The following is a 13,104-nucleotide window of genomic DNA, read 5'->3' on the forward strand; positions in this document are numbered from 1 at the left end:
AAAAAAAACCGGTGGGTTGTCTGGTGCGAGTCCGGCGCATCACACCTTCAGAATGCGCTCGCCGCGTCCGATGCCCGAGCCGCCCGTGCGGACTGTCTCGAGAATCGCGGTTGCGTCGAGCGCCTCGATGAACGCGTCGAGCTTGTCGCTCGCGCCCGTCAGCTCGATCGTATAGGTCTTCTCGGTGACGTCGATGATGCGGCCGCGGAAGATATCCGACATCCGCTTCATCTCCTCCCTTTCCTTGCCGACCGCCCTCACCTTGATCAGCATCAGCTCGCGTTCGATGTGGGCGCCCTCGGTCAGGTCGACCACTTTCACCACCTCGATCAGGCGGTTCAGATGCTTCGTGATCTGTTCGATCACGTCGTCCGAGCCAATGGAAACGATGGTCATGCGCGACAGCGAATGGTCTTCGGTCGGCGCCACCGTCAAGGTTTCGATGTTGTAGCCGCGTGCGGAAAAGAGACCGACCACACGCGAAAGCGCGCCCGGCTCGTTTTCCAGCAGAACGGAAATGATGTGTCGCATGGTGTTTCCCGCTTCGTTTTCCAGTTAGTCGAGTTGCGCGCCTCGCTCTTCATCGAGCGCACTGCATGGCGCGCAGCGCAGCGGTGCCGCCGCTGCCCGCGCGTTCGCCTTTCGTGAAGGCGTGTGCGGCAGGGCCGGCACGAGGCTCACCGCCCGCTGCCGCTACAGATCCTCCGCGCCAAGCAGCATCTCGGTGATGCCCTTGCCCGCCTGAACCATCGGCCAGACGTTTTCGGTGGGATCGGTCTGGAAATCGAGAAATACCGTGCGGTCCTTGAGACGCAGCGCTTCCTTCAGCGCCGGCTCCACTTCCGAACTTTTTTCAATGCGCATGCCGACATGGCCATACGCCTCGGCGAGCTTCACGAAGTCCGGCAGCGCGTCCATGTAGGAATGCGAATAGCGCTTGCTGTACTCGATCTGCTGCCACTGGCGCACCATGCCCAGATAGCGGTTGTTGAGCGAAATGATCTTGACCGGCGTGTCGTACTGCTTGCAGGTGGACAGCTCCTGGATGCACATCTGGATGGAGCCTTCGCCCGTAATGCAGACCACTTCCTCGTCCGGATGCGCCATCTTCACGCCCATCGCCGCGGGCAGCCCGAAGCCCATCGTGCCGAGCCCGCCCGAGTTGATCCAGCGGCGCGGCTTGTTGAAGCGGTAGAACTGCGCGGCCCACATCTGGTGCTGGCCCACGTCGGAACAGACGAATGCGTTGCCGTCGGTGAGCTCCCAGAGTTTTTCGACGACGTACTGCGGCTTAATGATCTCGCTTGCGCGGTCGTACTTGAGGCAGTTCTTCTCGCGCCAGCTTTCGATGTCCTTCCACCAGGCGGCAAGCGCCTCGGTGTCCGGGCCGTGCTCGGCGTGCTGGAGCTGCTCGATCAATTCCTTCAGCACTTCCTTCACGTCGCCGACGATCGGAATGTCCACCTTCACGCGCTTCGAAATGGAGGACGGGTCGATGTCGATGTGAATGATCTTGCGCGGACGCGACGCGAAATGCGCCGGGTCGCCGATCACGCGATCGTCGAACCGCGCGCCGATGGCGATCAGCACGTCGCAGTGCTGCATGGCCATGTTCGCTTCGTAAGTGCCGTGCATGCCGAGCATGCCGAGGAACTTGCGATCGTTGGCACGGTAGCCGCCCAGTCCCATCAGCGTGTTCGTCACGGGGTAGCCGAGCAGATCCGCGAACTGATTGAGTTCACGCGATGCGTCGGCGAGGATGATGCCGCCGCCCGTGTAGATGTACGGACGCTTTGCCGAGAGCAGCAACGCCACGGCTTTGCGGATCTGGCCCGAGTGCCCCTTGGTGACGGGGTTGTACGAGCGCAGCGAAACGGTCTTGACGGGCTCGTAGGCGCACGGCGTCTTCGAGACGTCTTTGGGAATGTCGATCAGCACCGGACCCGGCCGGCCCGTGCGCGCAATGTAGAACGCCTTCTTCACCGTTGCCGCAAGCTCGCGCACGTCCTTCACGAGGAAGTTGTGCTTGACGCAAGGCCGCGTGATGCCGACCGTGTCGCACTCCTGGAAGGCGTCCTGGCCGATGGCCGACGTGGGCACCTGGCCGCTGATGATGACAAGCGGAATCGAGTCCATGTACGCCGTGGCGATACCGGTCACCGCGTTGGTGACGCCCGGACCCGAGGTCACGAGGCATACGCCGACCTTGCCCGTGGAGCGCGCATAGGCGTCCGCCGCATGGACTGCGGCCTGCTCATGGCGCACGAGGACGTGCTGGACTTTGTCCTGCTTGTAGAGTTCGTCGTAGATGTAGAGTACCGAGCCGCCGGGATAGCCCCACACGAATTCGACGTCTTCGTCGGCCAGTGCCTTCATGAGCACGGTGGCGCCGATAGAGTCGGTTTCAGGGAGAGTAGAGGTATCCGACGTGGAGAATTCCGCGCTGGGCATATTCATTATTCACCTTTCAAATTTTCGGCAAAAAATTGATCGGGTGCTCTCTGCCGGGCTTGTGGCTCGGGTTCAAGCGGCGCGTCCAGTTGATAGGCGAGCTTTGTGGGCCACGCCTCAATTGAGACAAGTCACTTATGTTGCGAACCAGCGACGATATCTGCTGGCGCGCGCGCGGTCAAGTAAATCCTTCCTGCACTCGCTCCAGACAAGCGTTTTTGCCCGGCCCGGCCCGTCCGGGCGGCCGTCAGAGGCGCGCCGGTGGCACGGAAGCGGCCCGTCTGTCCCCTGGAAGGCGCGAAAATTTGCTAGCATCCGCGGGTTTTACGACATTTTTCGAACGATTACGCGCACGCTGGCTGCGCCGACCTTCAGCGGATGGCATCAGACAAGGAACTCGCCGATTTTCTGGCGGGCGTCGAAAGGCGCGCGTTCAAGCAGACGGTCTACGCCGTGCGGGACGACGACGCGGCACTCGACATCGTGCAGGACGCGATGATCAAGCTCGCCGAGAAATACGGCGACCGTCCCCCGGCCGAACTGCCACTTTTGTTTCAGCGTATTCTTCAGAATGCGACGCACGACTTTTTCCGTCGGCAAAAAGTACGCAATACGTGGGTGACACTCTTTTCCTCGCTCGGCAACGCCGAAGACGAGGAATTCGATCCGCTGGAAACATTCGAGGCCGAAGGCAGCCCGTCCGGCGCGGAGAGCGGCGAACAACAGCTCGAGCGCGAGCAGGTGCTCAAGCTGATCGAGGAGGAGATCCAGAAACTGCCGGCACGTCAACGGGAGGCGTTTCTGATGCGTTACTGGGAAGATATGGATGTCGCCGAGACTGCCGCCGCCATGGGCTGCTCCGAGGGTAGCGTAAAAACGCACTGCTCGCGGGCCACCCACACGCTGGCGCAGGCGCTCAAGGCCAAAGGAATCACGCTATGAGCTCCGCTCTCGAAACTAAAGAACTCGAGTTTGCGCGGCAGCTGCGCCGTGCGCTCGACGAAAACGCCGCCAGCATCCCGCCCGTTACTGTCGATCGCCTTGCCGCGGCCCGCCGCGCTGCCCTCGCCCGCAAAAAAGCCGAACCGGCCGAGGTGCGCGTCGTCGCGCCCGTGCTCGTCGCAGCCGGCATGCCCGGTGCCATGCCGGCGCCGTTGGCGCCGCGCCAGCGTTCGCGGCTGCGCCGCTTCGCATTCGCATGGCCGCTCGTCGCGCTCGTTGTGGGTCTCGTCGCCATTGCGTACTGGGAGGACTACCAGCGCACGGCCGAACTCGCGGACATCGACGCCGCCATGCTGAGCGACGACCTGCCGCTCAACGCGTATCTCGACCACGGTTTCAACGCCTATCTTTCGCGCGCACGCTAACCGGGGGACCGATCGGGTGAGTTACAAGCGCGGCCTCGCCGTAGTCTTCGGGTGCGTGATCGCGGCGCTCGTGTCGTACGCCGCAACTTACCCACGGTTCCATCCGGGCGCCGCCGCGCCGGCCCTCAGCACGCCGGCCAAGGCCGGCGCGGGCGAGCCGTCGCTCACTGTCGACTTTCCGCCGCTCAATACCAGCACCAGCCCGCTCTCGTGGGCGCGCCTCAGCGACGCGCAGCACACGGCGCTCGCGCCGTTCGCCGGCGAATGGGATCGGTTCAGCGAGGAACGCAAGCGCAAGTGGCTCAAGATTGCGTCCCGCTACGCGAAGATGTCGCCGGAAGCGCAAAAAAGACTCCAGGAGCGCATGAGCGAGTGGGTCCGCATGACGCCCGAGCAGCGGCGCGTGGCACGCGAAAACTATCAGGTATCGAAGGAGCTGCCGCCGCAGGCGCGGCAGAACGCCTGGAAGGCGTATCAGGCGCTCTCCGAGGAGCAGAAGGAGCGGCTCGCCGCCACCGAACGCAAGCGTCGCCCGACCGTGGTGAGCGCCCCGCCGAGCGGCAAGAGCGAAATACGCGGCATCAACCGGCTGCTGAGCGCCCGCGAGCGCGCAGCGGGCGCGAGCGCCGTGCAGCCGGGCAGCGCCGTGCCGGCCGCCGCGACCTCGCAGGCGGCGAGTGCATCGCCCGCCACACCGGCCATGCCGCTTCCATCGAGCAGCAGCCTGCCGCCCACACCGGTGCCCGTCTCGCCCTCTGAAGCGCCGTCGGTTTTCAACGGCTCCTGAGCGGCCATCGCTCTCCGACGTGATCGACCCGCCATCGTGTCCGGCCTGAACACCTCCCGCTCCCCGACCGTCACTGAATCGCCTTCGCCGCAGGGCATCGCGGCCGGCGACGTCCCCCCCACCGTGCGCCGCCGCCTCGCCGCGCTCCTCTACGAGGCCATGATTCTCTTCGGCGTGGTTTTCTTCGCCGGTTATCTCTTCAGTACGCTCACGCAGCAGCGCAACGGGCTCACGCATCACAACCTGCTTGCCGCGTGGATCGGCCTTGTCGTGGGCATCTACTTCGTCTGGTTCTGGACGCACGGCGGACAGACGCTGCCGATGAAAACCTGGCGCCTGCGCGTCGTCGGCCCGAACAACACGCCCCTCTCCGTGCCGCGCGCCATCGCGCGCTATCTGCTTGCGCTGCTGTGGTTCCTGCCGCCGCTTGCGCTGCATCCTGTCGCGGGCCTCACGCTGCCGCACACCCTCCTCGTCGCCGCGCTCTGGTTCGTGCTGTGGGCCGCAACGGGCCGCATCGGCGCGAGCCGTCAGTTCCTGCACGACCGGCTCGCCGGCACCCGCATCGTCGCGGTCGTACGCTAAGCGCCTCGCCCGTCGTCGAGCGGATCGAACCGCTCGATGCGTGACGACCACGAGGCGCACAACGCACCGCACACGCGCGGCAAACCCAGCCGCACTTCCCGCCGCGTAATAAGAAATTCTCGTGACTGTCACGGCTCGGTCACGCGCGCGTGGCCGAATTCGCATACCGAAACACGCCGCGCGAGCCATGGCCACGAAGACGTCCGTGAGTTCCTTTTTCCGTCAGACCGGCCAGGGTGGCGAACCCGTCGCCTTCACGCCAGGCGCGCCGGCAGGCTCCCTGCCCTTGCCGCCTCAGCCGCCGCATCCGCTCACGCACCAGAACGCACCGGATGCACCGCATCACGACGACGACCACCCCGCGTCGCACCGCTACCGCACCATCTGGCTCTCCGACATCCATCTGGGCTCGAACGGCTGCCAGGCGCCCTATCTGCTCGACTTCCTGCGTCACAACGAGTCCGAATACCTCTATCTCGTGGGCGACATCATCGACGGCTGGCAGTTGAAAAAGGGCTGGTACTGGCCGCAGGCGCACAACGACGTGGTGCAGAAGATCCTGCGCAAGGCGCGCAAGGGCACGCACGTGGTCTACATCCCCGGCAATCACGACGAAGGCGCGCGGCAATTCTGCGACCTCGCGTTCGGCGACATCCACGTGCGCGGCGAGGCATTTCACACCACCATCGCGGGCCAGCGCCTGTGGATCGTGCACGGCGACCTCTTCGACGGCGTGATCCAGCACGCGAAGTGGCTCGCTTACCTCGGTGACACGCTGTACACGCTGATCCTCGTGCTCAACCGCTGGTTCAACCGCATCCGCAGCCGGCTCGGCTTCCAGTACTGGTCGCTCTCGCAGTATCTGAAGCACCAGGTGAAGAACGCGGTGAACTTCATCTCGTCGTTCGAACGTGTGATGACCGAGGAAGCGCGCCGCCGAGGCTGCGACGGCGTGGTGTGCGGACACATTCACAAGGCCGAGATCCGCGACATCGACGGCGTGCTCTATTGCAACGACGGCGACTGGGTGGAGAGCCTCTCGGCGCTCGTCGAGACCTTCGAGGGCGAACTCAAGGTCATCTACTGGACCGTGATGCGCAGCCCGCAAGGCGTACCGGCGAAGACCGGCAAGGCGAAGGCCGCGGCATGATCCACGCGCCCCACGGGCACCCGCAGCAGCCACCACCGGCGCAGCACGCGCAAGACACTCGAGAGGGCCAGACACCGATGAAGATCATGATCGTGACGGACGCATGGGAGCCGCAGGTAAACGGCGTCGTGCGCACTTTGAAGAACACGACGCGCGAGCTCACCGCGCTCGGCCACCGCGTGGAGATCGTCACGCCGCTGGAGTTCCGCACGGTACCGTGTCCCACCTACCCGGAAATCCGCCTGTCGCTGTTCCCGAAGGGCAAGCTGCACCGTCGCATCGACGACTTCGCACCCGACGCGCTGCACATCGCGACCGAAGGTCCGCTCGGCCTCGCAGCGCGCCGCTACGCGATCACGCATCGGCTGCCGTTCACGACCGCGTACCACACGCGCTTTCCCGAATACGTGCAGGCCCGCTTCGGCATTCCGCTCGCGGCCACCTACCGCTTCCTGCACTGGTTCCACAAGCCATCGCTTGCCGTGATGGCGCCTACGCCGGTCGTCAAGGCCGATCTCGAAAAGTTCGGCTTCACGAACGTCGTGCTGTGGACGCGCGGCGTCGACCTCGACATCTTTCATCAGATGGACTCGAAGGTGCTCAACACGGCGCGGCCGATCTTCCTGTACGTCGGTCGTGTCGCCGTCGAAAAGAACGTCGAGGCATTTCTCAAGCTCGATCTGCCCGGCTCGAAGTGGGTGGCGGGCGAAGGTCCGGCGCTCGGCGAACTGAAGTCGCGCTACCCGCAGGCGAACTACCTCGGTGTGCTGAGCCAGGCCGAGCTCGCAAAGGTCTACGCGGCCGCCGACGTATTCGTGTTCCCGAGCCGCACCGACACGTTCGGCCTCGTGCTGCTCGAAGCGCTTGCATGCGGCACGCCGGTCGCGGCCTACCCGGTGACGGGGCCGATCGACGTGCTCGGCGACGGCGGCGCGGGCGCCATGAACGAAGACCTGCGCGAAGCCTGCCTCGAAGCGCTGAAGATCGACCGGAACGCCGCGCGCGCGTGGGCCGAGCGGTTCTCGTGGAGCGCCGCGTCGGCGCAGTTCGCGGCACACCTGAAACCGCTGCCGCGCGCGACCGTCGAGGAGCGCAGCGCCACCGCGTGACGGCGGCCCTGCTACTGCCGCCAACCTTCCACCATGCGACGACTTTCTCCTGTGCCTTCTCCCATGCCTTCTTCCGCAAGCGAGGAGCGCGAACGCGAGGCACCGGACGCCACGGCTGCCACGGCCAATGCGGCGGCAGCTGACGCATTGGCCGGCCCCGGCGTTCGGCGTGACCCGCCGATGTCCGGCCGCAAGCCGGGTGGCGGCGAGCCCGGCGCGTATCATGCTGGGCAACCCGACCACGAGCACGCGCCCTCGCGGCACACCATGCGCCCCTCCCCCGCCCAGCCCGCCCACCGCGTAGAGGCTAACCACGCGGACCACGCCGAAATGCACGAGCCGCTCGGCCCCGACGATCCGCTCGCCCCGCTGCCATTCAACCCGTACAAGGGCAACCGCGGCGTGACGCGCGCGTGGCATGCGCTCAAGAACTCGCTGGCCGGCTTTCGCGTGGCCATCCGCGTGGAAAGCGCATTTCGCCAGGAGCTCACGCTCGCCGCGATCCTGCTGCCCATCGGACTGCTGGTGCCCGTCGAGCCGGTCGCGCGCGTGCTGCTGCTCGGCTCCGTGCTGCTGGTGCTGATCGTCGAGCTGCTCAATTCGAGTCTGGAAGCGGCCATCGACCGCATTTCGCTCGAGCGTCACGAGTTGTCGCGGCGCGCCAAGGACCTGGGCAGCGCCGCCGTGATGGTGGCGCTGTTCGTCTGCGTGATGACGTGGGTGCTGATCCTGGCCCCGCTCGTCGGCCCGCTGCTCTCGCGCTGGCTCGCGGCGCTGCCGTAGGCGCACGGTAGAAGGCGGACCGAAGCGCCGCGCAAAAGTGGCGCAAAACGGTGGAAAAGACGCTCGCGTGCACCGGACGGCGCATCGCCGCACTGCGTGGGAACCCTGAGCTTCGGCGGGAAATGGTCGGTTTATAATCGAACGATAGTCTTAAAAAAGACCAACCGTGTCCGGGCAGGCGCGCGAACGGCCCGCCGCCGCGCGCCTGCCCGGCAAGAACCAGGGCCGGACGACATGGAAGCCAAACCTCCCCGCCGCACCCGTGAGCGGATTCTCGAGCTCTCTCTGAAACTCTTCAACGAGATCGGTGAACCGAACGTCACCACGACGACGATCGCCGAGGAAATGGAGATCAGTCCAGGCAACCTGTACTACCACTTCCGCAACAAAGACGACATCATCAACAGCATCTTCAGCCAGTTCGAGCAGGAGATCGAAAAGCGGCTGCGCTTTCCCGACGACCATCGGGTCACCATCGACGAAATGTGGTCGTACCTTCAGTACATGGTCGACTTCATGTGGCGCTACCGCTTCCTCTATCGCGACCTCAACGACCTGCTCGCGCGCAACCGCACGCTGGAGATGCACTTCAAGCAGATCATCAGCCACAAGGTGCGCTTCGCCGGCCAGTTCTGCGAGCAACTGGTCTCGGACGGCGAGATGGTCGCCACGCCCGACGAGATCAACGTCATCGGCACCAACATCGGGCTTATCGGCACCTACTGGCTGTCGTATCAGTTCGTGATGAACCCGCGCAAGTACAACGATCAGGAAGCGATCCGCGCCGAGCTGCACCAGGTGAGCGTGCAGATCGTGTCGCTGATGGCGCCGTACCTGCGCGGCCGCTCGCGCCAGATCTTCGACGACCTCGTCTCGGGACGGCTGCCGCGGCGCGAGTTCTACGACTACCTGCCGCCACGCGAAAACGCGACGGGCGGCGCATGACACCCCCTGGGCACGGCCGCTGCGGCGGCCCGCCCGCTCGACGGCAACGAAAACAGGAACGTTCGGCAATGAAGTCGGTTTGTGTTTATTGCGGCTCCTCATTCGGTGTGAGGAACGATTATCGGGAGGCGGCGCGGGCGTTCGGCCGCGCGCTCGTGGAAGCGGATCTGGCGCTCGTCTACGGCGGCGGCAAGGTCGGCCTGATGGGCGCTATCGCCGACGAAGTGTTGGCCCAGGGCGGCCGCGCCATCGGCGTGATTCCGGAGCTGCTCGTCAACAAGGAAGTGGGCCACACCGGCCTCTCCGAACTGCACGTCGTGCCCGACATGCATCAGCGCAAGAAGATGATGGCCGACTTCGCCGACGCCTTCGTCGCGCTGCCCGGCGGCGCCGGCACGCTCGAGGAACTGTTCGAGGTATTCACGTGGGCGCAGCTCGGCTATCACCAGAAGCCGGTCGCGCTGCTCAACATTCAGGGGTTCTACGATCCGCTGATGGCGTTGCTCCGGCACACCGTGCAGGAAGGCTTCATGCGGCAGAACTGGCTCGACATCCTGCAGGTCGAAGCCGATCCGCATGCGCTGATCGCGAAACTGCAGCGCTACCAGCCGCCCGTCGCCGACAAATGGACGACGGCGCGCGAAGCCGTTTGAACCCGTCCGAAGCTTCTGCAATCACGCGATGTGACGTCGTGAACCTGACTGGCGGGAGGCCGCAATGTCGAAAGTCGTTCTGATCACGGGCGCGAGCCGCGGCATCGGCCGCGCGACGGCAAGGCTGCTCGGCGCGCGGGGCTGGACCGTGGGCGTCAACTACGCCCACAACGAAGCCGCCGCCCAGGAAGTCGCCGCGCAAGTGGGCCGCGCCGGTGGCCACGCCCGCCTGATACGCGGCGACGTGGCGAACGAGGCCGACGTCATCGCCATGTTCGATACGCTCGAAAAGGCGTTCGGCCGCATCGATGCGCTCGTCAACAACGCAGGCATCGTCGCGCCCTCCCTGCCGCTCGCCGACATGAGCGCGGAGCGCCTGCGGCGCATGTTCGACGTCAACGTCTACGGCGCCTACCTCTGCGCGCGCGAAGCGGCGCGCCGCATGTCGAAGGACCGCGGCGGCGACGGCGGTGCGATCGTCAACGTGTCGTCGGCTGCGGCGCGCCTTGGCTCGCCGAACGAATACGTCGACTACGCAGGGTCGAAAGGCGCGGTCGACACCATGACCATCGGCCTCGCCAAGGAACTCGGGCCGCAAGGCGTGCGGGTCAACGCGGTGCGGCCTGGCCTGATCGACACCGACATTCACGCGAGCGGCGGACGCCCCGAGCGCGCCGCGGTGCTCGGCGCGCAGACGCCGCTAGGCCGGCCCGGCACCGCCGACGAGGTGGCCGAAGCCATCGTCTGGCTGCTCAGCGACGCCGCTTCCTACGTAACGGGCGCCCTGCTCGACGTCAGCGCCGGCCGCTGACGGGCTGCGTCACTCCACCGGCCTTTCACGACCGCGTCTCGCGCAAGCAGACGCGGTCTACGCGACCCGGTTCACGTGACCCGGTCTGGCGCGACCCGGTCTACGCGACCCGCTCCAATCACCTCTCGCCGGCCTGCCTTCCCACCGTCGCTTGATTACGACTGTCCTTCGCTTTTCGTAACCTGCTGTAATAATCCCCCTATAGAATCGCGGGACAGTTTGTCCACCGCGCGACACGGACCTGCGCGCCACACGCGCACCGCCGGTGGACAAGACCCTATGCACACAGCTCCTCGCCAAAGCAGCCGGGAGCGAGAGTGAGATCTTTAGATGCGTCAACCGAATCACCCCGTCGCCGGGCTTGTGGGAGGGCCGGCGGCGGGTACGCCCGATGCCGGCTCGCCGGCGTCCGGTCTGGCCGCAGCCGTCCTTCCGGTCGCGGCATCAACGGCCATGGCCCCCGAAGCGTCTGCCGGCACGCCATCCGCCGAAGGCACGGCGTCCCCCGCGCGACCCATTGCGCTCGCCTCGCAAGGCGAAGCCGTCGCGCCCGTTCCTGCCGATCCACTCGGTCCGCCGCTCGCGCCCGCTTCGGGCACGCGGGCGCTCGCATGGTCGCGTCGGCTGATCTGGCTCGTCGCCATTGCGCTTGTCTGCGCGTGGCTGCTGCCCGGCACGCTGGGCCACGACCCGTGGAAGCAGGACGAGACCTACACGTTCGGCATCGTCCAGCACATGCTGGAAACGGGCGACCTCGTCGTGCCGACCAACGCGGGGCAGCCGTTCGTCGAAAAGCCGCCGCTCTACGACTGGGTCGCAGCGGGACTCGCGTGGAGCCTCGGACGGTATCTGCCCCTGCACGACGCGGCTCGTCTCGCGAGCGCGCTGTTCGCCGCGCTGGCGCTCTATTTCACGGCGCGCCTCGCGAAGCGCACGACCGGCGCCGCCCGCTGGCTCGACCTGCGCGTAATCGGTACGGTCGCGCTCTTTGCGGGCAGCCTCGTCGTCATCAAGCACGTTCACGACATGATGACCGACGTCGCGCTGATGGCTGGCGCGGCGATGGGTCTGTGCGGACTCTACGAGCTGGTGGTCGCGCATCTGGCCGCCCGTCCGGCCAATCAGGCGCAAACGAACGGCGGCACAGCCACGGCCGGGGTACAGACAGAAGCACGGACAAAGACACGGTCGCAACCCGACACGCAGACCAACACGCGCGTGCCCGCCGCCCTGCTCGGCGCAGGCGTGGGCATCACGCTGATGACCAAGGGACTGTTCCTGCCGCTCGTGTTCGGCGCCACCGTCTGCGGCGTGCTCGCGCTCTATCCGGCCTGCCGCAGCCGCGCGTTCATGCGCTCGCTTGCCGTAGCCGCGCTGGTGTGCGCGCCGTTCGCGCTGATCTGGCCGGTCTGTTTCTATCTGCGCTCCGAGGCGCTCTTCAAGGTCTGGTTCTGGGACAACAACGTCGGCCGCTTCCTCGGTTTTTCGGTGCCCGAACTGGGCTCGGAAAACGACGGACATCTGTTCGCCCTGCGCGCGCTGCTCACGGCGGGCTTCCCGGCGGGGCCGCTCGCCTTCGTCGCGCTGGCAACGGGCACCTGGCGGCGTTGGCGCGAGCCCCAGGTGGCGCTGCCCACGCTTTTCGCAGGCGTCGGCGTGGCCGTGCTGCAGACGTCGGCCACGGTGCGCGTGCTGTACATCCTGCCGTTCATGCCGGCGCTCGCGGTGCTCGCCGCCGACGGCATCCGCCGGCTGCCCGCGCGTCTTGCCGTGATCTGGGACATGACGGGCCGCGTGCTGTTCGGCTCCCTCGTGCTGCTCGCGTGGATCATCTGGTCGACGATGACGGGCCCGGTCGGCACGCACGCCTCGCTCGCACGGCTCGGCCGCTGGCTGCCGCTCGACTGGACGATGCCGGTGCGACCGACGCTCGTCGCCGCCGGCATCGCGCTGACCGCGGGCTGGCTCTGGCTGCTGCCCGCGCTCAAGCACAGCGGCCGCTGGCGCGGCGCGCTCAGCTGGTGCCTCGGCGCAACCGCCGTGTGGGGGCTCATCAGCACGCTGCTGCTGCCGTGGCTCGATGAAGCGAAGAGCTACCGCTCGGTGTTCGAAGACCTCTCCGCGCATCTCGCCGTCGAATGGAACGAGGGCGACTGCATGGCGAGCAGCGGGCTCGGCGAATCTGAAGCGCCCATGCTGTATTACTTCGCGGGCATCGAACACGTACCCACCGACCCGGCGACCACCGAGTGCACGTGGCTCATCGTGGAGAGCCGCAGGAACGACGCGCGCTCGCCCGGCGACGGCTGGCAGCTGTTCTGGTCGGGCGCGCGTCCCGGCGATACGGACGAACTGCTGCGCGTGTTCGTGCGCACGCCCGATGCGATGCCGCCACTCGATTGAATATCGTTTGAGCCCAGTGTGAAGCGCTGGCCCGCGAATCCACCACCGCGGGCCACTACC

13 protein-coding genes are annotated in these 13,104 nt (G+C 66.2%); 11 read left to right on the forward strand and 2 right to left on the reverse strand.

The window, feature by feature from the left end; all coding sequences use genetic code 11:
* Positions 1–39: 39 nt before the first annotated feature.
* Positions 40–531, reverse strand: a complete 492-nt coding sequence (gene ilvN, locus PXJ20_RS17605; RefSeq protein WP_017774392.1) for an acetolactate synthase small subunit — start codon at positions 529–531, stop codon at positions 40–42.
* 162 nt (positions 532–693) lie between these two features.
* Positions 694–2,457, reverse strand: a complete 1,764-nt coding sequence (locus PXJ20_RS17610; RefSeq protein WP_026121352.1) for an acetolactate synthase 3 catalytic subunit — start codon at positions 2,455–2,457, stop codon at positions 694–696.
* Positions 2,458–2,829: 372 nt separating this feature from the next.
* Between PXJ20_RS17610 and PXJ20_RS17615 the strand changes: the two genes are divergently transcribed.
* The 11 genes from PXJ20_RS17615 to PXJ20_RS17665 all read left to right on the forward strand — a co-directional run bounded on the left by PXJ20_RS17615 (position 2,830) and on the right by PXJ20_RS17665 (position 13,044).
* Positions 2,830–3,393, forward strand: coding sequence for an RNA polymerase sigma factor (locus PXJ20_RS17615; RefSeq protein ID WP_017774390.1), 564 nt, complete (start codon positions 2,830–2,832; stop codon positions 3,391–3,393).
* Complete coding sequence (locus tag PXJ20_RS17620; RefSeq protein WP_017774389.1) at positions 3,390–3,818, forward strand: DUF3619 family protein; 429 nt, start codon at positions 3,390–3,392, stop codon at positions 3,816–3,818. Before PXJ20_RS17615 ends, PXJ20_RS17620 begins: the two co-directional genes overlap by 4 nt.
* A 16-nt stretch (positions 3,819–3,834) precedes the next feature.
* Positions 3,835–4,605: a DUF3106 domain-containing protein gene (locus PXJ20_RS17625; RefSeq protein ID WP_277597611.1), complete on the forward strand. Its 771-nt coding sequence runs from the start codon at positions 3,835–3,837 to the stop codon at positions 4,603–4,605.
* A gap of 96 nt (positions 4,606–4,701) precedes the next feature.
* Positions 4,702–5,190, forward strand: coding sequence for an RDD family protein (locus PXJ20_RS17630; RefSeq protein WP_413213849.1), 489 nt, complete (start codon positions 4,702–4,704; stop codon positions 5,188–5,190).
* Positions 5,191–5,377: 187 nt separating this feature from the next.
* Positions 5,378–6,340, forward strand: a complete 963-nt coding sequence (locus tag PXJ20_RS17635) for a UDP-2,3-diacylglucosamine diphosphatase (RefSeq protein ID WP_421030597.1) — start codon at positions 5,378–5,380, stop codon at positions 6,338–6,340.
* 77 nt (positions 6,341–6,417) lie between these two features.
* On the forward strand, positions 6,418–7,449 hold the full coding sequence (locus PXJ20_RS17640; RefSeq protein ID WP_126878502.1) for a glycosyltransferase family 4 protein: 1,032 nt from the start codon (positions 6,418–6,420) through the stop codon (positions 7,447–7,449).
* A gap of 63 nt (positions 7,450–7,512) precedes the next feature.
* On the forward strand, positions 7,513–8,232 hold the full coding sequence (locus PXJ20_RS17645) for a diacylglycerol kinase (protein WP_421030596.1): 720 nt from the start codon (positions 7,513–7,515) through the stop codon (positions 8,230–8,232).
* A 234-nt stretch (positions 8,233–8,466) separates the two neighbouring features.
* Positions 8,467–9,177, forward strand: coding sequence for a TetR/AcrR family transcriptional regulator (locus tag PXJ20_RS17650; protein ID WP_421030595.1), 711 nt, complete (start codon positions 8,467–8,469; stop codon positions 9,175–9,177).
* 68 nt (positions 9,178–9,245) lie between these two features.
* Positions 9,246–9,830: a TIGR00730 family Rossman fold protein gene (locus PXJ20_RS17655; protein WP_277597608.1), complete on the forward strand. Its 585-nt coding sequence runs from the start codon at positions 9,246–9,248 to the stop codon at positions 9,828–9,830.
* Between the two features lie 64 nt (positions 9,831–9,894).
* The gene (locus PXJ20_RS17660; protein WP_017774382.1) at positions 9,895–10,641 is read left to right on the forward strand and encodes an SDR family oxidoreductase; all 747 of its coding nucleotides are present in this window, start codon (positions 9,895–9,897) and stop codon (positions 10,639–10,641) included.
* Positions 10,642–11,094: 453 nt separating this feature from the next.
* Positions 11,095–13,044 (forward strand): ArnT family glycosyltransferase, encoded by a 1,950-nt coding sequence (locus tag PXJ20_RS17665; protein WP_421030996.1) that lies wholly within the window; start codon positions 11,095–11,097, stop codon positions 13,042–13,044.
* Positions 13,045–13,104: the final 60 nt, after the last annotated feature.

Origin of the sequence: Paraburkholderia sp. A1RI_3L (genome assembly GCF_048957895.1) — a bacterium.
Taxonomy (GTDB): Bacteria; Pseudomonadota; Gammaproteobacteria; order Burkholderiales; family Burkholderiaceae; genus Paraburkholderia; species Paraburkholderia kururiensis.